Source organism: Aeromonas sp. EERV15 (genome assembly GCF_900079845.1).
GTDB lineage: Bacteria > Pseudomonadota > Gammaproteobacteria > Enterobacterales > Aeromonadaceae > Aeromonas > Aeromonas sobria.
Genome location: NZ_FKKY02000015.1, coordinates 70,173 through 95,778, shown reverse-complemented (window position 1 = coordinate 95,778; position 25,606 = coordinate 70,173). Strand labels below are relative to the sequence as shown.

Annotated in this window: 26 protein-coding genes and 1 pseudogene; 15 read left to right on the top strand and 12 right to left on the bottom strand. The window is 58.0% G+C overall.

Annotated features, from left to right (window positions below):
- The first annotated feature begins 322 nt into the window (after nucleotides 1-322).
- From hemC to BN4575_RS14285, 4 genes are read left to right on the top strand one after another with little or no spacing between them, the layout of a single operon-like run.
- Nucleotides 323-1,252, top strand: coding sequence for a hydroxymethylbilane synthase (hemC, locus tag BN4575_RS14300; protein ID WP_139426007.1), 930 nt, complete (start codon nucleotides 323-325; stop codon nucleotides 1,250-1,252).
- Entirely contained in the window at nucleotides 1,249-1,983 is a 735-nt protein-coding gene (locus tag BN4575_RS14295) for a uroporphyrinogen-III synthase (protein WP_068978674.1), read from the top strand. The genes hemC and BN4575_RS14295 overlap by 4 nt, the downstream gene beginning before the upstream one ends.
- Nucleotides 1,980-3,029: a uroporphyrinogen-III C-methyltransferase gene (locus BN4575_RS14290; RefSeq protein WP_068978673.1), complete on the top strand. Its 1,050-nt coding sequence runs from the start codon at nucleotides 1,980-1,982 to the stop codon at nucleotides 3,027-3,029. Before BN4575_RS14295 ends, BN4575_RS14290 begins: the two co-directional genes overlap by 4 nt.
- Before the next feature lie 10 nt (nucleotides 3,030-3,039).
- Entirely contained in the window at nucleotides 3,040-4,203 is a 1,164-nt protein-coding gene (locus BN4575_RS14285) for a heme biosynthesis HemY N-terminal domain-containing protein (RefSeq protein ID WP_068978672.1), read from the top strand.
- A gap of 81 nt (nucleotides 4,204-4,284) precedes the next feature.
- Here the strand turns inward: BN4575_RS14285 and BN4575_RS14280 are convergent, their stop codons facing one another.
- Both BN4575_RS14280 and glpX read right to left on the bottom strand, forming a co-directional pair.
- A complete protein-coding gene (locus tag BN4575_RS14280; RefSeq protein WP_042024562.1) occupies nucleotides 4,285-4,536 on the bottom strand; it encodes a YkgJ family cysteine cluster protein in 252 nt (83 codons plus the stop codon).
- A 141-nt stretch (nucleotides 4,537-4,677) separates the two neighbouring features.
- Nucleotides 4,678-5,688 carry a class II fructose-bisphosphatase gene (gene glpX / locus BN4575_RS14275; RefSeq protein WP_042024560.1) on the bottom strand — a complete coding sequence of 337 codons (1,011 nt, stop codon included), beginning with the start codon at nucleotides 5,686-5,688 and terminating at the stop codon, nucleotides 4,678-4,680.
- A gap of 218 nt (nucleotides 5,689-5,906) precedes the next feature.
- Between glpX and BN4575_RS14270 the strand changes: the two genes are divergently transcribed.
- The 8 genes and pseudogenes from BN4575_RS14270 to BN4575_RS14235 all read left to right on the top strand — a co-directional run.
- Nucleotides 5,907-7,007 carry a porin gene (locus BN4575_RS14270; protein WP_068978671.1) on the top strand — a complete coding sequence of 367 codons (1,101 nt, stop codon included), beginning with the start codon at nucleotides 5,907-5,909 and terminating at the stop codon, nucleotides 7,005-7,007.
- A 121-nt stretch (nucleotides 7,008-7,128) separates the two neighbouring features.
- On the top strand, nucleotides 7,129-8,013 hold the full coding sequence (locus BN4575_RS14265; RefSeq protein ID WP_068978670.1) for an ABC transporter substrate-binding protein: 885 nt from the start codon (nucleotides 7,129-7,131) through the stop codon (nucleotides 8,011-8,013).
- Nucleotides 8,014-8,046: 33 nt separating this feature from the next.
- Entirely contained in the window at nucleotides 8,047-8,922 is an 876-nt protein-coding gene (locus BN4575_RS14260) for a DMT family transporter (RefSeq protein ID WP_083221047.1), read from the top strand.
- A gap of 419 nt (nucleotides 8,923-9,341) precedes the next feature.
- Nucleotides 9,342-10,808, top strand: coding sequence for a glutamate/gamma-aminobutyrate family transporter YjeM (gene yjeM, locus BN4575_RS14255; RefSeq protein ID WP_042024552.1), 1,467 nt, complete (start codon nucleotides 9,342-9,344; stop codon nucleotides 10,806-10,808).
- Between the two features lie 259 nt (nucleotides 10,809-11,067).
- Nucleotides 11,068-11,955 (top strand): D-alanyl-D-alanine endopeptidase, encoded by an 888-nt coding sequence (gene pbpG, locus BN4575_RS14250; protein ID WP_068978668.1) that lies wholly within the window; start codon nucleotides 11,068-11,070, stop codon nucleotides 11,953-11,955.
- Nucleotides 11,956-12,199: 244 nt separating this feature from the next.
- Nucleotides 12,200-13,237: an acyltransferase gene (locus tag BN4575_RS14245; protein ID WP_068978667.1), complete on the top strand. Its 1,038-nt coding sequence runs from the start codon at nucleotides 12,200-12,202 to the stop codon at nucleotides 13,235-13,237.
- A gap of 294 nt (nucleotides 13,238-13,531) precedes the next feature.
- Entirely contained in the window at nucleotides 13,532-15,574 is a 2,043-nt protein-coding gene (locus tag BN4575_RS14240) for a TonB-dependent receptor (RefSeq protein WP_068978666.1), read from the top strand.
- A gap of 196 nt (nucleotides 15,575-15,770) precedes the next feature.
- Nucleotides 15,771-16,187: pseudogene (locus tag BN4575_RS14235) on the top strand (KDGP aldolase); the annotation flags it as partial.
- 307 nt (nucleotides 16,188-16,494) lie between these two features.
- On the opposite strand, the gene npr reads toward BN4575_RS14235, so the two are convergent.
- The 10 genes from npr to BN4575_RS14185 form a co-directional block, all read right to left on the bottom strand.
- Nucleotides 16,495-16,767, bottom strand: coding sequence for a PTS phosphocarrier protein NPr (gene npr, locus BN4575_RS14230; protein ID WP_042024530.1), 273 nt, complete (start codon nucleotides 16,765-16,767; stop codon nucleotides 16,495-16,497).
- 20 nt (nucleotides 16,768-16,787) lie between these two features.
- A complete protein-coding gene (gene rapZ, locus BN4575_RS14225; RefSeq protein ID WP_068978665.1) occupies nucleotides 16,788-17,654 on the bottom strand; it encodes an RNase adapter RapZ in 867 nt (288 codons plus the stop codon).
- A gap of 46 nt (nucleotides 17,655-17,700) precedes the next feature.
- Complete coding sequence (gene ptsN / locus BN4575_RS14220; RefSeq protein ID WP_042024527.1) at nucleotides 17,701-18,147, bottom strand: PTS IIA-like nitrogen regulatory protein PtsN; 447 nt, start codon at nucleotides 18,145-18,147, stop codon at nucleotides 17,701-17,703.
- 2 nt (nucleotides 18,148-18,149) lie between these two features.
- The gene (gene hpf / locus BN4575_RS14215; protein ID WP_042024526.1) at nucleotides 18,150-18,437 is read right to left on the bottom strand and encodes a ribosome hibernation promoting factor; all 288 of its coding nucleotides are present in this window, start codon (nucleotides 18,435-18,437) and stop codon (nucleotides 18,150-18,152) included.
- Nucleotides 18,438-18,458: 21 nt separating this feature from the next.
- Complete coding sequence (locus BN4575_RS14210; protein WP_042024524.1) at nucleotides 18,459-19,898, bottom strand: RNA polymerase factor sigma-54; 1,440 nt, start codon at nucleotides 19,896-19,898, stop codon at nucleotides 18,459-18,461.
- Nucleotides 19,899-19,963: 65 nt separating this feature from the next.
- Entirely contained in the window at nucleotides 19,964-20,689 is a 726-nt protein-coding gene (lptB, locus tag BN4575_RS14205) for an LPS export ABC transporter ATP-binding protein (protein WP_005336333.1), read from the bottom strand.
- 3 nt (nucleotides 20,690-20,692) lie between these two features.
- Entirely contained in the window at nucleotides 20,693-21,220 is a 528-nt protein-coding gene (gene lptA, locus BN4575_RS14200; RefSeq protein ID WP_042024523.1) for a lipopolysaccharide transport periplasmic protein LptA, read from the bottom strand.
- On the bottom strand, nucleotides 21,207-21,767 hold the full coding sequence (gene lptC, locus BN4575_RS14195) for an LPS export ABC transporter periplasmic protein LptC (protein WP_068978664.1): 561 nt from the start codon (nucleotides 21,765-21,767) through the stop codon (nucleotides 21,207-21,209). The genes lptA and lptC overlap by 14 nt, the downstream gene beginning before the upstream one ends.
- The gene (kdsC, locus tag BN4575_RS14190) at nucleotides 21,764-22,318 is read right to left on the bottom strand and encodes a 3-deoxy-manno-octulosonate-8-phosphatase KdsC (RefSeq protein ID WP_068978663.1); all 555 of its coding nucleotides are present in this window, start codon (nucleotides 22,316-22,318) and stop codon (nucleotides 21,764-21,766) included. Before kdsC ends, lptC begins: the two co-directional genes overlap by 4 nt.
- Nucleotides 22,318-23,313 (bottom strand): KpsF/GutQ family sugar-phosphate isomerase, encoded by a 996-nt coding sequence (locus BN4575_RS14185; RefSeq protein WP_042024520.1) that lies wholly within the window; start codon nucleotides 23,311-23,313, stop codon nucleotides 22,318-22,320. The genes kdsC and BN4575_RS14185 overlap by 1 nt, the downstream gene beginning before the upstream one ends.
- Nucleotides 23,314-23,520: 207 nt before the next feature.
- On the opposite strand from BN4575_RS14185, the gene mlaF reads away from it, so the two are divergent.
- The 3 genes from mlaF to mlaD are packed head-to-tail and all read left to right on the top strand — an operon-like array spanning nucleotide 23,521 to nucleotide 25,605.
- Nucleotides 23,521-24,321 carry a phospholipid ABC transporter ATP-binding protein MlaF gene (mlaF, locus tag BN4575_RS14180; protein ID WP_042024519.1) on the top strand — a complete coding sequence of 267 codons (801 nt, stop codon included), beginning with the start codon at nucleotides 23,521-23,523 and terminating at the stop codon, nucleotides 24,319-24,321.
- Nucleotides 24,321-25,100: a lipid asymmetry maintenance ABC transporter permease subunit MlaE gene (gene mlaE, locus BN4575_RS14175; RefSeq protein WP_068978662.1), complete on the top strand. Its 780-nt coding sequence runs from the start codon at nucleotides 24,321-24,323 to the stop codon at nucleotides 25,098-25,100. The genes mlaF and mlaE overlap by 1 nt, the downstream gene beginning before the upstream one ends.
- A 7-nt stretch (nucleotides 25,101-25,107) precedes the next feature.
- Nucleotides 25,108-25,605, top strand: coding sequence for an outer membrane lipid asymmetry maintenance protein MlaD (gene mlaD / locus BN4575_RS14170; protein ID WP_068978661.1), 498 nt, complete (start codon nucleotides 25,108-25,110; stop codon nucleotides 25,603-25,605).
- Nucleotide 25,606: the final 1 nt, after the last annotated feature.

The following is a 25,606-nucleotide window of genomic DNA, read 5'->3' as shown; positions in this document are numbered from 1 at the left end:
GCCCTGCCTATCACCAAGGTAAAAATGACGCACCAAAAGGGGGATACGTCAAAAAAGTGTGATCATGTTAACAATGCCAGCAGCAGTGGTAAACAAGCCCACCGCGAATCACCTGATTATTTCTGGTATGACCACATTAAGTATCAAGGGATATCTTTAAATTTAAATATTTTCAATATCTTAGCCTTCCACAAACTCTTAATGAAAATCATTTTCAACCTGCATTTTTGAGCCTGTCCGCGCTTTTGCCGGCTGCGCCATGAAAGCCCGGGCAAAGGGTGGTAATATCGATTTCCTCCTAAAAATGAAACAACTGATTGATATGGCAGCCCGAACCCTGAAAATTGCCACTCGCAAGAGCCCGCTGGCCCTGTGGCAGGCCAACTTTGTCAAAGACCGGCTCGAAGCCCTGCACCCGCAGTTGCAGGTCGAACTGGTTCCCATGAGCACTCAGGGTGACAAGATCCTCGATACCCCGCTGGCCAAGGTCGGTGGCAAGGGGTTGTTCGTCAAGGAGCTGGAGACCGCCATGCTGGAAGGGCGAGCCGATATCGCCGTTCACTCCATGAAAGATGTGCCGGTGGAGTTCCCCGAGGGGCTCGGCCTGCACACTATCTGCGAGCGGGAAGATCCCCGCGATGCCTTCGTTTCCAATCGTTTCAAGGCCATTGCCGAACTGCCGCAAGGAGCCGTGGTCGGCACCTCCAGCCTGCGTCGCCAGTGCCAGCTACGCGCCGCCCGCCCGGATCTGGTGATCCGCGACCTGCGGGGCAACGTCAACACCCGCCTCGCCAAGCTGGATGGCGGTGAGTACGATGCCATCATTCTCGCCGCCGCCGGTCTGAAACGACTGGAGATGGCACACCGCATTGCGGCCTTTATCGAACCGGAACAGAGCCTGCCCGCCAACGGCCAGGGGGCCGTCGGCATCGAGTGTCGCCTCGACGATGTTGAGCTGCACGCCCTGCTGGCGCCGCTGGAGCACGCCGAGACCCGCACCCGGGTGCTGACCGAGCGGGCCATGAACCGCGCCCTGCAAGGGGGATGTCAGGTCCCTATCGGTGCCTACGCACTGGTCGAGGGCGACCAGATCTGGCTGCGCGGTCTGGTGGGCAGCCCGGATGGCACTCAGGTGATCCGTGACGAGATCCGTGGCTCGGTGAGCGACGGCGAAGCCCTCGGCGAACAGCTGGCCCAGCGCCTGCTGGCCGCCGGTGCCGACGTGATTCTGGCCGAGGTCTACCGCGGATGATCCCGCTGGTGGTGCGTCCGGCCGCTCAGGCCGCCGAGCTGGTGCAGTTGCTGCGCCAGCACGGTCATGCACCACTCTGCTGCCCGCTACTGGAAACCGTGGCGGGCAGTGAACTCCCTTACCTGCCTGACCTGCTGCACAGTGCCGACATGGTTATCGCCGTCAGCATCCATGCCATTCATTTTGCACACGATTTTCTGTTGCAAACTGGTCAGACCTGGCCACATATTGAGTACTTTGCGGTAGGTCAAGCCAGCGCAGATGGGTTTGCCGCCATCGGTATTGCGGCGATCTGCCCGGATGACCCGCGCAGTGAGGGGCTGTTGGCATTACCCGCCCTGCAACAGCTGGTTGGCAAACGGGTACTGATCCTCCGTGGCAATGGCGGACGGGAGCTGATCGCCGACACGCTGGCCTCACGCGGTGCTCTGGTGCACTATTGTGCGGCCTATGAGCGCCACTACCCCGAGTTCGACGGGGAACAATTAACCCACCACTGGCAAGCAGCCGGGCTGGATAGCCTGCTCATTACCAGTGGTGAACTGCTGCAACGGCTGCTGGCGCTGGTGCCCGACCACCAGCGGCCCTGGCTTTTTGGCCGCCTGCTGGTGGTCCCCAGCCCCCGCGTGGCCGAGATGGCCAGCGCAGCGGGCTTTATCCATATCACGATTGCCCAAGGTGCATCCAACCAGGCCCTGATGGCCGCACTGGAACTGAGGAAGATGGAATGACAGAACAACAAGAATCCCAGGTCAAACCCCAGCCCACCGCTGTGGTCAATAACAGCAAGAGCCGCTCCGGTACCGTACTGGGTGGCGTCGCCATTCTGCTGGCCCTTGGCCTGACCGGTGGTCTCTATCTGCACGGTCACCAGAATGCCGTTGCCCAGCAGGCCGAACTGGCCCAGCTCAAGCAGCAACTGGCGAGCTCCCTGAGCAAGATCGACCAGACCAGCAGCAAGGATGCCGAGCAGTTGGCCACACTGGATCAAACCCAGCAACGACTGCAGGGGGAGATGCAGGGGCTACAAAACCGGGTACTGGATCTGAACGACAAGCGCCCCAACGACTGGATGCTGGCCGAATCCGAGTATCTGGTGCGGATGGCAGGCCGCAAGCTGTGGCTGGAGCATGATCTGATCTCCGCCATCACCCTGCTGGGTAATGCCGACGAGCGGATCCGAGCCCTGAACGACCCCAGCCTGATGCCAATCCGCAAGGCATTGGCGGAAGACATCACCAAGCTAAAGGGGATGCCGCGTATTGACCGTGAGGGGCTGACCCTCAAACTGGCCGCCCTTGAAGATCAGATCGAGCTGCTGCCCCTCTCTACCGTCAGCATGCCGGAAGCCAAGCTTGAAGCGGATCAGGCGGTCACCGCCAATCCCGACGAGTGGGAGAGCAACCTGAAGAAGAACTGGGTCAAGTTCACCGAAAACTTCGTCACTATCCGTCGCCGCGATGGCGCGGTAGAGGCGCTGCTCTCGCCGCAACAAGAGATCTTCCTGCGTGAAAACCTCAAGACCAAGTTGCTGCAGGCACAAATCTCGGTTTACCGCGAGCAGCAAACGCTCTATGAAGACAGCCTGGACAAGGCCCAGCGCTGGCTGACCCAATACTTCGACACCGAAAACAGTGCTACCCGCTATATGCAGGGGGAGATCGACAAGCTCAAAGGCGAGCAGATCCAGATCGATTATCCGGAACAGTTCAAGACTCAGGCCATGCTGGAGCAGGTACTGACCGAACGCCTGCAACGCATTCTGGCCAGCAACTGAGGAGGGCACCATGATCCGTATAATCATTCTGGTTGCCGTGATGGTCGCAGGGCTGATCTTTGGCCCACAAGCGTCCGGTAACAAGGGCTATGTACTGATTGCCCTTGGCAATTACACCATCGAATCCTCCGTCACCAGCGCGGTGATCCTGGCTGTGCTGTTCTACGGTGCCCTGCTGCTCATCGAGTGGCTGCTGGGCCGGGTATTCGGCCTGCGCCGCAAGACCCTCGGCTGGTATGGCTCCCGTCGCCGCCGCAAGGCCAATCAGCAGACCGTTGCCGCCACTCTGGCGATGGCCGAAGGGCACTACAGTCAGGCAGAAAAGCTGATGATCAAGGGGGCCAGCAACAGCGACACCCCGCTGCTCAACTACCTGAGCGCCGCCAAGGCGGCTCAGGCCCGTGGTGATGACGCCCGCCGGGATCAATACCTGCAAAAAGCGCAGGAGGAGAACCCCAAGGCCGAGCTGGCGCTCACCCTCACCCAGACCCAGCTGCAGATCGAACAGGGCCAGTACGACACCGCGCTGGCGATGCTGGAGTCGGTCTATGCCCTCAACCCGCGCCACCCCATGGTGCTGGATCAGCTGCGTCAGGTGCATCTGGCCCGCAAGGACTGGAGCGCCCTGTGCGACCTGATCCCTGCGCTGCACAAGGTGGGCAAGCTGACCCCGAAACAGGAAGAAGATCTGCTGCAACAGGCATGGAGTGGTCGCCTGCAACAGGCGGCAAGCAGCCTCGAAACCCTCAAGGCGGTGTGGCAGGATCTGCCGCGCAAGCTGCGCCTGGAGCCGGAACTGCTGGCCTGCTACGGCGATCTGCTGCGCCAGCTGGGTGCCGATGGCGAGGCCGCCACCCTGTGGCAGGAAGCGCTGCGCAAACAGCCGATGCCGCAGCTGCTGGCGCGCCTGCCCAAGCTGAAACTCGACAACTACCAGCCGCTGCTGGCATTGCTGCAAAAGCAGCAAGGGCAACCGAATGTCGATACGGCGCTGGCCCAGCTCTATCTGCTGGCTGGCCAGCTGGACGATGCCCAGAAGCTGCTGGAGCAGGAAGTAGTCAGCGCACCCAGCGCTGCCGCCTACCATGCCCTTGGCCAGCTGATGGACAAGCGCCGCCTCACCAACAAGGCCAACGAGTACTATCGTCAGGCGCTGGAGCTGGCGGGGGTCTGATCCCCGGCTAACAGAAACGCGAGAGGCCGCATGATGCGGCCTCTTTTTTTATGCTCGATCCAGTGATCTTTTCAGGTCGCGTCAACCGGTCAGCCGCTCCAGCTCGCCGATCAGCCAAATGGCCTCGGCACGGTGGCTGCCACACACATCCATCATGGGGCGAAAGCCACCACATACCGCAGGCCGCTCAGGCAAACCGAATATCTTGCAGCCAAGCACGCCATCAAGCTGGACACAGGGGATACCCGCCGGCTTGCCATCTGGCATACCGGGAATGGCACTGCTGATACTGGGGGCGATGCAACAGGCAGCGCAGCCGCTACGACACTCCATACACTCCACTCCTTTGGGACGGGGACGGTCTGAGCCACCATAGCCGAAGCGGTGGCACAAACGTAGCTGGCGCGTAATAAAAAGCCCGACCGCACGGGCGATCGGGCTTTGAGGCAAAACAGCCGGTTCAGCGAAACATCATCACATGATGATATCGCGTACCACGCTGTCTTTGCGCTCAAGGTAGTGGATCGACTTGATACGACGGATGGTACGTGACTTGCCACGGATCAATAGAGTCTCGGTGGTCGCCATCACACCATCGCTGGTGATGCCGTCCAGCAGGTCACCCTTGGTGATGCCGGTGGCGGAGAAGATGACATTGTCATTCTTCGCCATATCTTCCAGCTTGAGCACCTTGCTGATATCGATACCGAGTGCTTCGCAGCGGGCAATTTCCTGTTCGCCCAGTGCACGCACTTCCGGGCTGTCGCCCTTGACCCGGTGACGCGGCACCAGACGAGCCTGCATGTCGCCATCCAGCGCGCGGATCACCGCGGCCGAAATCACGCCTTCCGGTGCGCCGCCGATGCCGTAAAGCATGTCGACTTCGCTGTCCGGCAGACAGGTGAGGATGGAGGCAGCAACGTCACCATCAGGGATGGCAAACACCCGCACACCCAGCCCCTGCATCTCTTTGATCGCCTTGTCATGACGCGGCTTGGCCAGGGTAATGACGGTCAGGCGGGAGAGCGGTTTGCCCAGCGCCTTGGCCACCGACTTGAGGTTCAGCTCGAGGGCCTGATTCAGGTCGATCGACCCTTTGGCCTTGGGACCGACAATAATCTTTTCCATGTACATGTCAGGCGCTTTCAGGAACGAGCCCTTGTCGCCCACCGCCAGCACCGCCAGCGCATTAGACTGACCCATGGCGGTCATGCGGGTGCCTTCTATCGGATCAACGGCGATATCGACCGAATCACCGTGCCCGGTACCCACTTTTTCACCGATATAGAGCATCGGTGCTTCATCAATTTCACCTTCGCCGATCACAATCTCACCATCGATGTCGATCTGGTTGAGAATGTGGCGCATGGCCGCTACGGCCGCCCCATCAGCGATATTCTTGTCACCACGCCCGAGCCACTTGTAGCCAGCCAGTGCAGCCGCTTCCGTCACTCGGGAAAACTCGATTGCCAGTTCACGTCTCATCGCATATCCAACCTATGGGGCCCGAAAACGGGCGGCATTCTACCACAAGGGCAAACCTTTGCGCACAAAAGTAGCCGCTGCGGGCAATAATGTAGCCAATTCATCTAATTGCAACCTAACTGCAACTAACTCTTCATCCCGCTGTCACCCCGCTGTCATCCCCACTGCCTAGCATGGCCCCGTCTTCAAAACAAAAGCTTGCAACACAAGGGATTAAGATGAAAAAGCTGACTGTAGTGGCACTGGCTCTGACCGCCGCATTCCAGGCTCAAGCCGTTGAAGTTTATAAAAATGACACCGCCATGCTGGATCTCTATGGCCGTATCTACGCTGGTCAATTCTTTGGCGACAAGAAAGAAAACGTCGATACCACCAACCCGAATGGCACCAAGGACTACAGCGCCAAGCAGGGAGCCAACCAGTTTGTCCGCTTCGGCGCCAAGGCCGAAACCCAGATCCAGAGCGGTCTGAAGGCGCTGGCCCAGTACGAAGTGCAGATGTATATCAACGACAGCGAAAAAACTCTTGCGGGTACTGTCGATTCAAAAGGCCAAATTAAAGAAAGCGAAAACTTGCGTACTCGCTTGGCATTTGCAGGTGTCGGCGCCGACTGGGGCACCGTGACCTTCGGTCGCCAGAAAGGGGCCCCAGGCTTCCTGGCCGACTGGACAGATGTCTCCCTCTCTGACGGCTACGGCAATGAGGCTCTGGGCGCCAAGACCGATACCTTCGCCACCAACCGCGCCGGTTCCGTGCTGAAATACTCTGGTCTGTTCAATGGCTTCCAGATCGATACCAGCTACAAATTTGATGGCGGCCAAGAAGAAGACAAGAGCAGCAGCAAGACCTCCCCAGCTGACCCAGCCTATGGAGCAGCAGTGGCCTACACCTTCCCGTTCAACCTGTCGCTGGGTACCGCCTACAACGTAGGACTGCGTCAGGAAAAGAATACCGAAGACGCCAAGCTGTGGCTGATCTCCGCCAAGTACGACAACAAGGCCGCCTATGCCGCCCTGAGTTATGCCGATGGCTCTGACTTTGTCCAAAGCGGCACCGACCACACCGGCTGGGAAGCCGCGCTCGGCTACAACTTCGAAAACGGCTTCGGTCTGATGGCTTTGTGGAACAAGCAGGAACAAGAAGTCACTGGCGGCAAGAAAACCGATGCGATTGACTACTACACCCTGGGAGCCCAGTACAAGTTCAACAAGAACCTGCGGGTCATCGGCGAGTACCGCATCAACAATCTGGACAGCGTTGCCGGTAAAGCGACCGCCAACGAGGATGACTTCCAGCTGGCCGCCCGCTACGACTTCTAAGCAAACTCCTGCAGACCCCACAGCGCGATGGCTTGCCATCGCGCTTTTTGCTTGGCGTCGTTTACCACGAGAGGAAGTAGCCTAAGCTCATCAGACAAGGGTCTGCCCGAGAGAGGAGAAAATGAAGGTTCAACTGCTTGCCACACTGCTGTTGTTGATCTCCCTACCAGCTCACGCCTTCTCTATTGCCATGGTGCTGTGGCGCGGCGAAACCGCAGCCGAAGCGGGCTTTCGGGCAGAGCTGACCCGACTGGGCTATCAGGCCACCATCACTACCTACAATGCCGATCAGGATCGCACCGCACTGGCGACCATGTTGCGCCAGCAGATGCTGCCGAAACTGGCGGAGTACGACTACATCTACACCTTTGGCACCACGGCCACCGCCATGACCAAGAGTCTGGTGGCAAACCGCAAGCCCCTTATCTTCAACGTAGTCTCCGATCCGGTCGGGGCAGGCTTTCTCTCGGAAGACAAAGCCCAGAACACCATGGTCGCCGGGGTGAGCAACATGGTGCCGATGGCGCTGCAACTGGCCAACGCCAGTAAACATCTCCCCACCGGAAAACGGCTGTTGCTGCCCTTCAACCCACGGGAGCAGAACACCCTGCTGGTGGCCGATATGCTGCTCAACGAGGCGAAGCGCTATCAGTGGCAGATGGTCACCTGGCGGATGGCCCCTGATCAACGGCGGCTGGACAACGAACTGAAGCGGCTGCAACAGGATGCCAAAAGCGACATCGTCTTTCTGGCCGCCGACAGCTATCTGCTCTCCATCGCCCCCCGTCTGCTCAATGCACTCAACGAGGCGTCCATCCCCACCATCTGCAGCGCCGAACTGTTCGTTGAACACGGCTGCACCATCGGCACCATCAGCAGCTACGAGGCACTGGGCAAGATGGCCGCCGGGATCATCCATCTCCACCAGCAGGGCACACCACTACAAGATATTCCGCTGCAGACCGATCCCCATCCCAAGCTGGTGCTGGGGCAGCTGAAGCCTTGATGGAGATCTCAGCCCACACCCGTTAGGGCGAGTATGCTATTGGCTCCTGTCGCCCGAGAGCCCCTTCCCATGACTACCACCGTCTTTTTTGCCGTTCTGCTGGCTGCCCTGCTTCACGCCAGCTGGAATGCGCTGGTCAAAATTGGCGAGGAGCGACTGGTTGGCGTGTCGCTGGTAGCGCTCTTCTCCGGGCTTATCGCTGCCGTGGCGCTGTTGCCAATGGGGCTCCCCTCTGCTGCCGAATTGCCCTGGCTCGGCCTCTCGATCCTGCTCCATACCGGTTACTGCCTGTTTCTCAGCCGCGCTTACAACCACGGAGAGTTTGGCCAGATCTATCCGCTGGCCCGTGGCTGTGCGCCCTTGTTGGCAATGATCCTTGGTGCCGCAATACTGGCTGACTATCCGGGTATTCACGGCGTACTGGGGGCAGTTGTATTGATCCTGGGGGTCTTGTTAATGGCCTGGAGGGGCGGACGAGAACGACTTGGCAGCAAAGCGATCAAGGCAGCACTGATCACTGCCATGTTTACCGCTGGCTACACCCTCTCGGACGGTGCCGGGGCTCGGGTTGGTGGTGAACCGATCCGCTACACCCTCTGGCTGTTTGCCTGCAACGGGCTGGTGATGCTGGTAGTACTGCTGATCCATCAGCGACGCAACGCCTGGTATCAGATCCGCCAATACGCGCTGATCGGTATCATGGGAGGGGCCATGTCGTTGCTTGCCTATGGCATCGTCATCTGGGCCATGACCAAGGCGCCCATCGGGGTAGTGGCGGCCCTGCGTGAAAGCAGTGTGCTGTTCGCCATGCTGCTCTCGGTCTTGCTACTGAAAGAGCCACTTGGGCGAGTAAGGCTCACCGCGGCGGCCATTATTACGGTCGGGGTTTTGTTAACCCGCCTGGGATAATCAAAGTGGCGCTCTTGCCGTTTATTTATCCAGCCGCGAGGCGCTGCGCTCTCATGGTGAGGATAATGCCATCAACACCGTAAATATTTACATCCGTAACGTATCAAATTACTGGCATTACTTTTTTTCTTGAGCGGCCTCACACGAGTGAACTTACCAAGTCAGCACAACTAGTGATAAAATTATTCACATCTGGTTACTGGTGCATCTTACCTAATATCGCTCGCAGTCATCGCCATAATCAATGCCGTCAAAATATTGATTAATCACTGGACGAATTTACCGATCCTCTCACCCTCTGCCAGACCCTGTTCTACCGGCAGTGGGTGAGGTCGCTGCCCCAGAGTTATTAATCAAATCAGGATTTTTTGTTTAATTTTTGGTTATTTTAAATCCAGCACAATAAGGGAGTGTCAATTATGTCAGCAAAAAAGCTGAAGTTGGGTGCCTTTATATTGATGATATTAACATCGGTATTTGGCGTCACTAATATCGGGATCGGTTTTTACCGAATGGGATATGCTGCCATTCCGATGTTTGTGGTCGGTGGTCTTTTTTTCTTCATCCCTTTTATTTTGATGATGATTGAATTTGGCACCGGCTTTCGCAAAGAGGCGGGCGGCATCTTTACCTGGATGCGCCATTCAGTATCAACCCGCTTTGCCTTTATCGGCCTGACCATGTGGTTTGCCTCGTACGTCATCTGGATGTTTGGCAAGGCGCTCTCCATGTGGGTGCCCCTCTCCTTCATGCTATTTGGCCGCGACATCACCGTCATCCCGGTCACGTTCGGCACTAGCATCGACTTCGGCCCCTTCATGCTGGGAGTGGTCGCCATCGCACTGGTCGCGACTGTCACCAAACTCATCACCTTCGGCAGCGCCCGCTTCGCCAAGGTGGCTGCCATCGGTGGCCTCTCCGTAGTGGCCCTCAACGTGCTGCTGCTGGTGGGGGGCGTCTTCACCTTCGCGGTAAGCGGCATGACCCTGCAAGAGCCCCTTACTGGAGCATCATTGACCGCGTCACCGAACGCCGCCTTCAACGACATCATTCCTTTCCTCGGCTTCATGGTATTCGCTATCTTCGCCTACGGCGGGGTTGAGGCGATGGCCGGCGTAGCGGACGAGCTGGAAGATCCGGAGCGCGACCTCAAGCGTGGCATCTTCCTCTCTGGTGGCTTCATCGTGATCTGCTACATCATCGGCTTTCTGGCGGTCGGCTCCATCATGCGCTGGAGCGACTTCCCGGCCGAAGGGATCACCTCCCTTTCCGCCCTCTTCATCATCATGCTGGAGCTGGGTCGCCATCTCGGTGGTGAGTGGCTGGGCCAGATTTTCATGCGCTTTGCCGGTCTTGGCATGTTCCTGAGCTATCTGGGTGCCTTTATCGCGCTATCTTATGCGCCGCTGCGTCAGTTCATCACCGGCACCCCTAGCTACTTCTGGCCGGAGCGTTTCCAGAGCGAAAACAAGAATGGGGTAAGGATTGAAGCGCTCAAGGTGCAAGCCTGGGTGGTCTGTGCTTTTATCGCAGCCAAATCCATCTTCACCCTGATCAACCCGGAAGGGGCCGCCGCCCTCTATGAACTGATCATCACCATGACCAACGTCAGTATGACCCTGCCCTACATGTTCCTCATCTACGCCTGGTACCGCTATCGCAACAACCCGGCGCTGGGCAAGGATCTGATCTTCTTCAAGAGCGCGGGCTCGGTGCTGCTGGCAACCATCATCAGCCTGGTTCTGGTCGCCTTCGGTAACGTCTTCACCGTGGTCGCCCCCTTTATCTCCGGGGATATCTCCACCGGTATCTGGACCATCATAGGCCCGCTGCTGTTCGTGGTGATCGCCATGCGCTTCAAGATCAAGCAGGACGATATCCACTAAACGGTGTTGTTTTTGTCATGTAAATCGGGACCTTTCAGGTCCCGATTTTTTTAGCCGGCCATCGCGTGCATCACCACCATCTAGCCGCCCTGCCGGTCATGAAAAAGACCCTAAAGAGACCTCTCTTGCCGATTCTGGGCCACCAAAAGGCGCTGAACACCGTAAATTATCAATATCAAGGTGAGAATGATTGTGAAGCGCCAGTTCACGACATATAACTTAGCCAGATATCCCTGTATTTCGCCCGATAGAGCAGATCATCATGATGCGTTTCCTCCTTCCCCTGTTGCTTGGTGCAGTGATGCTGCCAGCCACGATAGAAAGTGCCTATGCCAACCCCTTCTCCGCCAGCAACAAGGGCAGCAGCGGTTTTCTCGAGCGACGAGAGATCCCCAATCTGAATTCTGCCGCCTTCGTTGTGGCCAATCATAGGACCGGGGAGGTGATCTCCGAACACAACGGCAACCGGGTAATGCCCATCGCCTCTCTCACCAAGCTGATGACAGCGCTGGTAGTGCTGGATGCCAACCTGCGCCTCAACGAAATGCTCACCGTGACCAATGCCGACATCGACCGCATCAAGGGAACCGGCTCGCGCCTGGCCATCGGTTCCAGGCTCAGTCGCGCCGAAATGCTCCATATCGCCCTGATGTCCTCTGAAAACCGCGCCGCCTCGGCGCTGGCCCGCCACTATCCCGGCGGCCAGCGCGCCTTCGTCGAGGCGATGAACGCCAAAGCCCGCATGCTGGGAATGTGGAATACCCGCTACGCCGACAGCACAGGGCTCAACCCGCGCAATGTCTCCACCGCGCAGGATCTCGCCAAACTCGCCGCCGCAGCGGCCTCCTATCCGCTGATCCGCCAGTACTCCACCGACGAGCAGAGCTATGTGCGTACCAACAAGCGTCAGCTGCACTACCTCAACTCCAACCGGCTGATCCGCGAAGGGCAATGGGAGTTCACCCTCTCCAAGACCGGCTATATCCGCGAAGCGGGCCGCTGTCTGGTGCTGGGCACCAAGGTCAATCACGAGCCGGTGATTATGGTACTGCTCAATGCCGAAACCACCAACGATCGGGTTGCTGATGCCAAGCGGATCAAAACCTGGCTGGAGAGCTCGGGTAGCACCACCCTGGCAGCAAACTAACCGCTCATACTGACCCTGCCACATCCCCCACCCAAAAAGCAGCGAGGCGCCCGCCTCGCTTTTTTTATCTCCATGACAGCGACCAAAAACGGGAGCCTGCTCCCGTTACAGGTAACACCTCCCGCCATCCCGTTACAAAACGTAACTACTCAACAGTGTGATTAACACTAATAAAATCAACTGGTTGTAAGTTGCCAGCAAGGGTTTTAGCGTGCAGTCACAACCCCTGTAACGACGAGCCACCATGCGTATTTCCAGTATCGAGTGCGGGCGGGTACTGGCCATTCTGGCCGTGATGACCATTCACGTCTCCCCCTTCGCCAACCCGTTCAACCCCGCCCTGTGGGGAGGTGAGTCATGGCTCTGGCTGAGCGGCACCATCAACCAGCTATGCCGCTTTGCCGTTCCGCTGTTTTTCCTCTGTGCCGGTTACTTTCTGCAGCCGAGACTGAGTCGCGAGGCATCGCTGACCGTTGCCTGGCACTACTGCCGCCCCTTGCTGCTGCTCTGGCTGATGTGGAGCCTGTTCTACCTGCTGGTGCCGTTCAATCCGCTGGATGCCGTGCAGCAAGGCTATCTGGCCTCCCTGCGCGTGCAGTGGCAGTTTCAGCTCGCCGATCCCCTTAACGGCTGGCTGGTGGGCGGCATGATCCACCTCTGGTTCCTGCCAGCCCTGATCATGGCAGTGACCTTGCTGGCGATCTGCCACCGGCTTGGCAGGCCAGCGCTCGCCCTCTGGCTGGGTCTTGGCCTCTACCTGCTGGCGTTGCTGGGGGGCTCCTATGCCAAACCGCTGCTGGGCGCCGAGTGGCCTCTGCTCACCCGTAACGGCCCCTTTTTCTCGCTACTGTTTGTGGCGCTGGGTGCCACCGTGCGCCAGCGTCAGTGGCAACCGGATGCTCGCACCGGCTGGCAACTGCTGCTGGCGGGCATGGCGCTCTATGGCTGTGAAGCCTGGGCGCTGCAGCACTTCGCCGCGGTGCCGCTCACCCGCCACGACTTCCTGTTCGGCTCCGTTCCCTGGGCTCTCGGTCTGTTTGGACTGCTGCTGGCCAACCCCGAGTGGGGCAAGGGCAGCTGGCTTGAGCGCCAGGCACCCAAAGTGCTCGGGATCTACTGCCTGCACATGATGCTGGTGGTCTGGCTCTTCATGTTCGGCCCGCACAGCGCATCCATCCTGTGGGAGATCGCCAAGGTGCCGCTGCTGCTGGGATCGTCTCTGCTGGCCTATCGCCTGCTGGCGGCCTTGCCCCTCACCCGCCGACTGCTGCGCACCCACTGATCCGGTATCCGGCCCGACACAAAGAGCCGGATACCTCTTCACCTTTCGTCCCTTTCTCTTCCGCTTAGCCCTTTTTCCTCTCGCTTTATTCTTGCTGTTTATGGCAGGGGATTTTCATTTCAGCAGCGCTCCCCCAACCGCAACAAACCACCCCCACAGATACCTCCATTTTCACCTTGCCACGCAAATGAAAATCAATATCATTGACATCCCGCTTTGACGGGTCAGGCTAATTATAATTAAATCAATATATTCGAGCCGTCAGGTCGACATTCAAAAGAGTCAACATTGAATATGCAGCACCCTCACTTTCGCAGAACGCTGGTCTCGCTGGCACTGCTGGGCACCGGCTTCACTGCCCAGGCCGCCGATGAAACCATGACTGTGGTTGGCAAACGCTCCCAGCATCAGGAAGTTGCCACCGCCACCCGTACCAATACGCCAGCCAAGCTGGTTCCCCAGACCATCGACAGCGTCAAGGTCAGCGAGCTGACCGCCTTCGGCCAACCGACGCTGAGTGAAGCCTTGAGCGGCATTCCCGGGGTCAACGCCAGCGGTGATACCCGCTTCGACGGGGTCAATATCCGCGGCTTCAGCGCCAGCAACGACTTCTATCTCGACGGATTCCGCGACGACATGCAGTACACCCGGGATCTTGGCAACATCGAACGGGTGGAAGTACTCAAGGGCCCGGCAGCCGTGCTCTACGGCCGCGGCAGCACGGGGGGCATCGTCAACCGGGTCAGCAAGAAGCCGCAGAAAGGAGAGGAGTCCAGCGTCACCGCCCGGGTCGGCAGTTTTGACAGCCAGCGGCTGGCCGCCGACCTCAATGGCGAGGCGAGCGAACAGGTACAGCTGCGCCTCAACATGGCGCAAGAGGACAAAGATAGCTTCCGCAACGGCGTGAAGAGCAAGCGCACCCTGCTCGCCCCCTCCGCCAACTGGGAGATCAGCGACAACCTCAACTGGCTGGTGCAGTACGAGCGCAACGAACATGACCGCACCCCGGATCGCGGCATTCCCGGGGTCAATGGTCGTCCGGCCGATGTGCCGCGGGAGTATGTCTACAGCGATACCAGTCGCGACTTCATCGATGACGTGGCGCAATCCACCCGCTCCCGCCTCTCCTGGGATATCAACGATCAGTGGCAGCTGCGCCAGCAGCTCGGTTACTCCACCCTCGACAGCCAGTTTGACAACACCTATGTCACCAGCGTCAAAGGGGATCAGGTGACCCGCTCCCGCTGGCAGCAGGATCTGAAAGCGAAGACCCTGATCAGCAACACCGAGGCCGAAGGTCTGTTCCAGACCGGCCCGGTGGAACATCGCCTGCTGGTCGGCTTCGAGCAAAACTGGCAGGAACGCACACCCAAGCTCTACCAGAACGCCACCGCCATCCCGTCCGGCAACCTCTACGACCCGGGCTCACTGCCCACCTACAATGGCGCCATGAAGCTCTCCAGCGACGCCAAACACAAGGTGCGCGGCAATGGCCTCTATCTGCAGGATCAGCTCAGCCTGGGTGACTGGCATCTGGTTGGCGGGCTGCGCCGTGACGACTTCACCGTTACCAGTCGCCGCTACGACCTCAACAAGGAGGAGAGCATCTCGGTCAACAGCCTGAGCCCGCGCCTCGGTCTGGTGTGGAATCCCCTCGAGGCTCACGCCTTCTACACCTCCTACAGCAAGACCTTCACTCCGGTGGGCGGCGAGCTGATCGGCATCACCCCGGGTGACAAGAACAACGGGCTGGAACCCCAGCACACCCGCCTCTACGAAGGTGGCGTGAAGAGTGACTGGCTGAACGGCAAGCTGGCGACCACCCTCTCCCTCTACCGACTGGAGATGTACAACAAGCGCACCAAGGATCCGCTGGATCCCACCCAAGTGATCCTCACCGGCCTGCAGCGCACCGAGGGTGTCGAGCTGAGCGCCCGCGCCGAACTGACCGACGAGATCTACCTGCGCGGCGGCTTCGCCATTCAGGATGCCGAGCAGGTCAAGGCGGATGCGGATCTGCAGGGCAAGCGCCCGATGAACGTCTCCCGCCAGAATGGCCAGTTCTATCTCGGCTACAAGAGTGGCGAGCTTGGCTGGTTCGGTGAAACCGGCGTAACGACGGTGGGCGATCGCTTCGCCGACAACGCCAACATCACGGTTCTACCTGGTTACGCCCGCTTCGATGCTCGCGCCGGTTATCGCTGGCAGCAGTGGGAAGCCGAGCTGAGCGCCGAAAACCTGACCGATCACGAGTACTTCGTCAGCGCCACCAGTGCCAACCAGATCATGCCGGGCACACCCCGTCAGCTGAGTCTGACCGGTACCTACCACTTCTGATCCCAGTGACAACCACCCAAACTGGCCAGCCCTTGCTGGCCAGTTTTTTATGAAGCCCCCTCTTCATACCAAGGGGAACCGTCACCGCCACGCCAGATGGTCGCACCTTGGCCACCAGCCCCGTGCTCACTTCATTTCGTTAAATTCTGCGATAAATAACACAATTTCACACAATGCTGACCCCGCAGTGGCCCCCGGAGTCGGCGCCTGTCGGGCGTTGCTCGGCCACTCACAAACGCTGGTGAATGGGCTGATCTCCCCCACCAGCACGCCGGGTATGGTGACCCGCCCCCTCAGCACCCAGCAGCCGGACAGCATTGTTCCTATCGATTCCGCCATCGCCCCGATCAAGGACATGGGCGGCAGCTCGGTCAAGTTATTCCCCATGGGCGGGCTTGCCTGTCGCGACGAGTATCAGGCGATGGCCGAGGCCAGTGCGCGCCACGGTTTCTGGCTGGAGCCCACTCTGGAAAACTTCGAGGAGATAGTGCTGATCGCACTGGGTGCAGGGGTTCAGAAGGTGCTCCCCCACGTCGACAGCGAAAGCGGCCAAACCCGAACCGACGATGTGCGTACCCTGCTGGATATGGTAAAGCAGCGGTTGTCTGACTAAGTAGGGGAAAGCTGATATGCAGCCAGCAGATGACGAGATCGCTGGCCTCGCCATCCAGACCTAGGCACGTCTGATTGCAGACAGTCCGGGGCTGAGCCCGGCCATGGCGGCGGCGAGCGAACAACTGGTCGAACATCTGCTCTGCTACATCCATCAGCAAGGCCGACTACGAAGAAGCTATGGGTCTCTACGACCTGTTTCTGGCCTTCATGAACGAAAAAGCCAGCAAAAATCTGCTGGCTTGTCGGGACTTTGCCAGCTTCAAAGCGCTGGCTCGTACTGGCTCATAATATGGAACGGGAGGTGATTACTCCTCGTTAAAGCCGGAGGTAAACAACTCCACCACCGCTGCCAGGGCTTCCTCCTCTTCGGGGCCCTCAACCTGTACTTCCACCTGTCGCCCCTGGGCAGAATCCAGCATCAGCAGGCCGATGATGCTGTCAGCATCGGCCTCCACACCATCTTCATTGCGCAGCAGCACGTGGGCATCGAAACCCTGCACCAGCTCGAACAGCATCATGGCTGGTCTGGCGTGAATGCCCAGCTTGTTTTTCACTTCAACCGAGGCGGAAACAGTCATCGGGTCGTCCTATTGGTCCATCAGGATTGGGGGGCACTCTTGTCGAGAGTACGGTGCCGGATCTGCACGTTCTTGCCGAGCAAACGGAATGCACTGGCCAGCCGTTCTGCAATAAAGACCGAGCGGTGCTGACCGCCGGTGCAACCGATGCCGACCGTGAGGTAGCTGCGATTGTTGCGCTCCAGATGGGGCAACCAGGTCGCCAGCATATTTTCGATCTGCTGGGTAAACAGCATCACATCGGCCTGCGCCGAGAGGTAGTTGGCGACCGGCTCATCCTTGCCGGTGAACGGCTTGAGCTCGGGGATCCAGTGCGGATTGGGCAGGAAGCGAGCATCGAACACGAAGTCGGCATCCTTGGGAATGCCGTACTTGAAGCCGAACGACTCGAACACCAGCACCAGCTCGTTCTCTTTCTTCCCAAGCACCCTGGTCTTGATGAGCTCGCTCAAGTCGTGAATGCTGAGGAGGGTGGTGTCGATACGCAGGTCAGCAGTCGAGGAGAGTGGCGCCAGCAGGTGGGTCTCCTCCCGAATCGCCTCATCCAGCGACAGCTTGTTGCGTGAGAGGGGGTGCAAGCGGCGGCTCTCGCCATAGCGCTTGAGCAGGGTGCCATTGTCAGCGTCGAAGAAAAAGCTGGAGAACTCAACCCGCCCCTCATTGCGCACCTGAGCCAGCAGATTTTCCAGTTTCTCCGGATCGCTCGGCAGGTTGCGCACATCGATGCTGACCGCCAGCTTGTCGTACTGGCTCTCCACCGAGACAATAAGCTGGGGCAGCAGATTGACCGGCAGGTTGTCCACACAGTAGTAACCCAGATCTTCCAGCACACGCAGGGCTACCGTTTTACCGGAGCCCGAACGTCCACTTACCACGATTAACTGCATCTTGTTCCCTCACGCCAAAACAGGTGGTTCATTCCAAGCCTGAGTATCAGGCCGAGGTCATGATCTGATAGAGCTCTTCATCGCTGGTTGCCTGACGCAGCTGGCGACAGACCGCCTTGTCACCCAGCTTGGAAGCCATCAGAGAAAGGGTCTTGAGATGCTGCTTGCACTCGCTTTCCGGCACCAGCAAGGCAAACAGCAGGTCAACCGGTTGATTGTCGATGGCATCAAAAGGGATGGGGTCCGCAAAGGTCATCAGAATCGCGGTTGGCGGGAATGCATCATCAATACGACCGTGGGGAATCGCAATACCGGCACCGATCCCGGTACTGCCCATTTTTTCGCGGGCCAACAAGCATTCGAACAGCGCCTGACGGGAGGTGCCAAGGCGTTCGGCGGCCAACTCGCTGATGATTTCGAGGGCGCGTTTCTTGCTGGTACAAGGGACTGCACTTTTGGTGCAGTCCCGACTCAATATATGTTCAAGTTGCATAGTTATTTTTTATTTAACTTATCTTTGTGCTTGATGATCTGCCTGTCCAGCTTGTCGAGCAAGGTGTCTATCGCAGCATACATATCAGCATGCTCAGAGGTAGCAAACACTTCGCCGCCACTGACATGCAATTTAGCTTCCGCTATCTGGTTCAGTTTTTCCACACTAAGCACCACATGAACGTTATTAATGTGGTCAAAGTGACGCTCGAGTTTGGCAAATTTGTTACTCACGTATTCACGCAGAGCTTCGGTGATCTCGACATGGTGTCCGGTCAGGTTAATTTGCATAACATCATCCTTTTGTTTTGCCTAAACCAGGCGTTTACGCTGATTGGAAGGTGCGATAAACAAGGATTCGCGATACTTAGCGATCGTGCGTCTCGCCACCATAATACCCTGTTCGGCCAGCAAATCCGCGATCTTGCTATCACTTAACGGCTTGGCAGGATTCTCTGCCGTGACCAGCTTCTTGATGAGCGCGCGAATTGCGGTCGATGAGCACTCTCCTCCTCCTTCGGTGTTCACATGGCTGGAGAAAAAAAACTTCAGTTCAAATATGCCCCTTGGGGTATGCATGTATTTCTGGGTTGTCACCCGGGAAATGGTCGATTCATGCATCTCCACCGCTTCGGCGATGTCGTTGAGCACCATCGGCTTCATCGCCTCTTCACCATACTCGAAAAAGCCCTGTTGTTGTTCGACAATACAACAGGCTACTTTCAGCAGGGTATCATTGCGACTCTCGAGGCTCTTGATGAACCATTTGGCTTCCTGCAGATGGGAGCGAATAAATTGGGTATCCGTGCCACTGCGCGCATTGCGGGCCATGGCAGCATAGGTCTCGTTGACCCGGATACGCGGGGAAGAATCAGGATTGAGCTCAACGACCCACTTGCTACCCTTCTTGACCACAGAAACATCGGGGATCACATACTGGGAGTCACTCTGGATGATGCCATTGCCGGGGCGCGGCTCCAGCAGCTGGATCAGATCCAGCACCGACTTGAGGTCGCTCTCTTTGAGTTTGGTCTTGCGCGCCAGAGTTCGGTAGTCACGATTACCGAGCAGATCCATATGTTCGAGGATCACCTCCTTGGCCTCATTGAGCCAGGGAGTCTGCGGGTCATACTGCCCCAGCTGGATCAACAAACACTCCTGCACCGAACGGGCAGCGATGCCGACCGGATCGAAATGCTGCACCCGCTTGAGCACAGCTTCGACCTCATCAAGTTCGACCTCCAGCGCATCGCTACTGACCGCTTGCAGGATATCCTCCAGCTCAACGGTTAAATAGCCGGACTCGTCGATAGCATCAATGATAGCGAGGGCGATGGCGGCATCCACATCGCTGAACGGGGTCAGCCGCATCTGCCACAACAGATAATCCTGCAGGTTTTCGGTGGTCTCCCCCTGATAAACGCTATCTTCCCCATCGTGGATAGGGCCAGCGCTCTGGGCGGTCCCGGCAGAGTAGACTTCATCCCAAGTGGTATCTACCGGCAACTCGTCCGGCATCTGCTCCTGCGCCATGGCATCGCTGGAATCCAGCTGGCTGGCATCAACAGGCTCTTCCGGACTGGTCTCTTGTACTTCACTCTCTTCCTGCTCCAGCAGGGGGTTATTCTCGAGCGCTTGCTGAATTTCCTGCTGAAGTTCCAAAGTGGAGAGCTGGAGCAGACGAATAGCTTGTTGTAATTGCGGCGTCATGGTCAGGGATTGACCGAGACGCAACTGTAATGTCGGCTTCATCTACGTCGGGATATCCTTATGTTCAGCGAGGCATTCGTCAAAGAGAATGAAGGCATGCCCCCTTACTATAGACTGAATTGATCGCCCAAATAGACGCGCTTGACCTGTTCATCGGCGAGGATGTCCGCCGGTGCACCTTCGGCAATCATCTTGCCGTGGCTGACGATATAGGCCTTCTCACATACGTCCAGAGTCTCTCTGACGTTGTGGTCGGTAATCAAGACGCCAAGGCCTCTATCTTTCAGATGCTGAATGATCTTCTTGATGTCTATCACAGAAATCGGGTCAACCCCGGCAAAGGGTTCATCCAGCAGAATAAAACGCGGCTCGGCCGCCAGCGCACGGGCGATCTCGACCCGGCGGCGCTCACCGCCGGAGAGGCTCTGGCCCAGGTTGTCGCGAATGTGGGTGATGTTGAACTCTTCCAGCAGTTGCTGAACCTTGTCCTCACGCTCCTCGCGGCTCAACCCCTTGCGGGTCTGCATCACCCCCATCAGGTTGTCGAACACCGACAGGCGGCGGAAAATAGAGGCCTCCTGCGGCAGATAGCCGATGCCATTGCGAGCCCGCACATGCATCGGTTGCAGGCTGATATCCTGATCGTCGATAGTGATGAGACCGGCATCCCGCTGCACCAGTCCCACGATCATGTAGAAGGAGGTGGTCTTGCCTGCTCCGTTGGGGCCCAGCAGGCCGACAATCTGGCCAGTGCCCACTTCCAGACTAACGTCGCTGACCACCATGCGACGTTTGTAGCTCTTCTGCAGCCCAACTGCTTTTAACACTGCCATGGCTTATTTTCCCTGCTTCTTCTGGTCGGCGGGTTTGTCGAAGTTCTCTACCTGATCCGGCAGGAACTCGGTCCTGACTCGCTGGGTCGGGTTCTTGCTCTCGGCAGTCATCTTTTGTTTGTCGATGTCATAACGGATCAGGTCGCCAGTGACCAGACTATCTTCCTGCTTGAGCTGACCGTTGCCGGTAATGGTGACCAGGCGGTTTTTCAGCTCATAACGAATGCTATTGCCATGAGCATTGACCGGCTTGCCATTATCCATGATCTGGAAGAAGGTCGCTGGCTTGCCGTAGGCAGTCATCACCTCGGCCCCTTTCTCGCCGGAACGGGTCACCACTACCTTGTCGGCATGGATCTTGATGGTGCCCTGAGTGATGATGACATTCTGTTCAAAGGTGATGCGATTATCCTGCATCTCGGCCACTTGTTTGACGGCATCGACATAGACCTTCTCGGCAAAGTCGGACTCTTTGGCGGTTACTGCACCACACAACAACAGGGCTGCGAGAGCCAGATTAGCGTTTTTCATTGAAATAGATGGCATGACCTTGATCCAGTAACTCAAAATATTTGCGGTCCAGATGGCCCTTGAGGCCAACCCCTTGGGTCTGGAAATCCCGACCCAGAATATTTACTTCCCGGTTGCTGCGCACATCCTGCGTCACCAGATCCAGCTCCAGATAGGGTGTATCGAGCGTGGAGATGAAGCTAGTTGGCAGTAGCCCATCCAGATGTACCTTATCCCGCAGGATCACGTTGTCACCGGTGTTGAGCACGCCGGTTTCGGCAGTGATCTTCCACTCGGCACTCCCCTGCTCGTCATACATATAGACTACCGGCTGGTCGAAGGTCGCCTGCTCGAGCAGCTGGTAATACTCGGCGTAGTCAGACTCCAATCGCTCGGTACGTTTACCATTCACGTCAAAACGGGTGGTCACCAGATCTTTAGCGACAAAATCCGGCTGATAGTTTTCGATTTTGACGGCGCTCTGGGGCACCAGCTCCACCTTGCCCAACTGCCAGGCGACCAGCGCCACCAGCAGCAATAAGGCAAACAACAGGGTCTGTCTGCTCATACCGACGCCTCGGGCTGGTCATCTGCCAACCCCTGCGCTTGCAGAATGAGGTCGCACACCTCGCGCACCGCGCCCATGCCACCGCCAAGACGAGTCACCATATCAGCACGGCTCAGCACCAGCGGATGAGCATCCGCCACCGCGATGCCAAGGCCACAGGCGGCCATCACCGGCAGATCTATGGTGTCATCGCCCATATAGGCGGCCTGTTCCGGAGTCAGTCCCAGCTTGGCCAGCAGCGCCTCGAAGTGGGGCAGTTTCTTGTCTGCTCCCTGCACCACGTGAGCCACACCCAGGCTTTTCATCCGATCGCTGACAATACGAGAGTTGCGCCCGGTGATGATAGCGATCTCGATCCCGGCATTGAGCAAGGCCCGCATGCCCGCACCATCGCGGGTGCAGAAGGTTTTCAGCTCTTCGCCGTTGTTTCCCATGTAGATGAGGCCGTTGGAGAGCACCCCATCCACATCGCACACCAGCAGGCGGATTTGCGCCGCCTTGTCGTACTGGCTGCGCGTCACCGGACCATAGAGGGTCGGTACGTTTTGCATCAAATTACTCCGGCTTTCAGCAGGTCGTGCATGTTGAAGGCACCGAGCGGGCGCTTCTCTTCATCCACCACCAGCAATCCGTTAATCTTGCGGGTTTCCATCAGTTTGACAGCTTCAGCCGCCATCATCTCTGGCCCTACGGTAACACAGTTGGTGGTCATCACACGGCTGATGGGAGTGTGATGGATATCGATCTGCTGGTCGAGGATGCGGCGCAGGTCACCATCGGTAAACAACCCCGCCAACACGCCATCGACATTGATGATCGCCGTCATCCCCAGACCTTTGCGGCTCACTTCCAGCAGTGCCTCGCTGATGGTGGCATCGATGCCAACCCGGGGCAACAGCTCACCACGATGCATCAAGTCACCGACCCGCAGCAGCAAGCGCTTGCCGAGCGACCCACCCGGGTGAGAAAGGGCAAAATCATCGGCAGTAAAGCCGCGTGCTTCCAGCAGGGCCACCGCCAGTGCATCGCCCATCACCAGGGTCGCCGTGGTACTGGAGGTGGGTGCCAGCCCCAATGGGCAGGCCTCTTTATCCACCTTGATGCACAGGTGCACGTTAGCCTCTTTGGCCATGGTGGAGGCTGGATTGCCGGTCATGCAGATCAGCGGAATGCCGCGGCGTTTGAGCACCGGCAGCAGGGCCAGGATCTCGTCGCTCTCGCCGGAGTTGGAGATGGCGATGATGAGATCGCCACTGGATACCATCCCCAGGTCACCGTGACTCGCTTCCCCCGGATGGAGGAAAAAGGCTGGCGTGCCGGTGCTGGCGAGGGTTGCAGCAATTTTGCTGCCGATATGGCCCGACTTGCCCATTCCGGTGACCACTATCTTGCCGCCACAGCGCAACACCATCTCGCAGGCCCTGTCGAAGGTATCGTTCAGGTACTGATAGAGTCCATCTATCGCTTGTTTTTCAATGTCCAGCACCGCGCGGGCACTGCGACGAAAATCGAACAGTTCAGACACTTTCTCAGGCTTTACAGACATAAAGACACAGCTCCGGGCCGAAATTAGCTGCGGGATTATAAAAAAGTCTGCCCGGATAAGCGAATCGGATGGTGAACCCCACGATGAATGACGCACTTTGTTACAGAAAACTGTCGTGCAAATAGGCTGGCAACCTGTTCAATAGTTGTTCCTTGCTGTTGCTTACACCTAGACTACCCCATAAAATTCGCACCTCATTTACACCGGATGGACAATTGTTTGAACAATGATCTGATCACCATCTCCGACCTGAGTTTCAGCCACGGCAATCGGCTGCTGTACGACGGGATCAGCCTGACCATTCCCCGTGGCAAGGTCACCGCCGTCATGGGCCCGAGCGGTATCGGCAAAACCACCTTGCTGCGCTTAATCGGTGGCCAAATCAAACCTGAGTCCGGTCACATCCTGTTCGACGGGGAAGATATCCCCACCCTCTCCCGCAGCCGTCTCTACGAGGTGCGCAAACGGATGAGCATGCTGTTCCAGAGTGGCGCCCTGTTTACCGGCATGACGGTCTACGACAATGTGGCCTTCCCGCTGCGGGAGCACTCCGGCCTGCCAGAAGAGCTGATCCACACCATCGTCATGATGAAGCTGCAAGCTGTGGGTTTACGCGGCGCGGCACAATTGATGCCGTCCGAGCTCTCCGGCGGCATGGCGCGTCGGGCGGCACTGGCCCGAGCCATCGCCCTTGACCCCGATCTCATCATGTATGACGAGCCCTTCGTCGGGCAGGACCCCATCACCATGGCGGTGCTGGTCAAGCTAATCAAGGAGCTGAACGATGCCCTTGGCATCACCTCCGTCATCGTTACCCACGATGTGAAAGAGGTGCTCAGCATCGCCGATTACGCCTACATCATCGCCAATCGCAAGGTGGTGGCACACGGCACCCCGGCTCAATTGCGCGAGGAGCACAATCCCGAAGTCGAGCAGTTCCTCAAAGGCTTGCCCGACGGTCCTGTTCCGTTTCATTTTCCGGCAGGCGATCTGCTACAGGATCTCTGATGTTGATAAGTCAAATAAGCAAGCTGGGTCGGGTCGGGGTGCGTGTTATCAGCTCTGTCGGCCGCGCCTCCATCATGCTGTTTCATGCACTGGCGGGCAAACCCGAACCACGCAAGCACTTTCCCTTGCTGGTGCAACAGCTCTACGTAGTGGGCGTGCAGTCGGTGGCCATCATTCTGGTCTCCGGCCTGTTTATCGGTATGGTGCTCTCGCTGCAGGGTTATAACGTCTTGAAGGATTTCGGCGCCGAGCAGAGCCTCGGGCCGCTGGTCTCCCTCTCCCTGCTGCGGGAACTGGGGCCTGTGGTGACCGGCCTGTTATTTGCCGGTCGCGCCGGGTCTGCCCTGACCGCCGAGATCGGTCTGATGAAGGCCACCGAACAACTCTCAAGCCTCGAAATGATGGCGGTCGATCCGCTGCGCCGCGTCGTCGCGCCGCGCTTCTGGGCCGGGGTCATCAGCATGCCACTATTGGCCTTTATGTTTAGCCTGATCGGTATCTTTGGCGGCAAACTGGTTGGAGTGGATTTGCTGGGGGTTGATGAAGGGAGCTTCTGGTCCGCCATGCAGGCCTCCGTCGACTGGCAGGATGACATCATGCAGGGGGCCATCAAGAGCCTGATTTTCGCCCTGGTGATCACCTGGATTGCGCTCTTTAACGGCTATGATGCCAAGCCGACCTCGGCCGGGATCAGTCAGGCCACGACCCGTACCGTGGTCCACTCCTCCCTCGCCGTACTCGGCCTGGATTTTATACTCACCGCAGTCATGTTTGGATAAGGTAACGATGAAGTTCAGCAAAGTAGAATTCCTGGTTGGCACCTTCATGCTGGCTGGCCTCGGCGCCATTCTGGCGCTGGCACTGCAAGTGGCCGGTTTGAGCTTCAAACCGGAAGGAGAAACCTATACCCTGCGCGCGCATTTCGATAATATCGGCGGCCTGAAAGTCCGCTCGCCGATCAAGGTCGGCGGTGTGGTGGTGGGTCGGGTCAGCGATATTGTGCTGGACCCGAAAACCCAGGTGCCCGAAGTCACCTTGCTGATGCAAAAGAGTGCTGGCGAGTTTTCCGATACCAGCTCGCTCTCCATCCTGACCTCGGGTCTGCTGGGCGAGCAGTACATTGGTCTGGCCCCCGGCTTCAGCGATGAGGAGATGGGAACCGGTATGCTCAAAAATGGTGATCTGATTGAAGACACCAAATCCGCCATCGTGCTGGAAGATTTGATTGGCAAATTCCTCTACAGCCAATCCTCCGACAGCAAACCTGACAGCAAGAAGGAGTAAC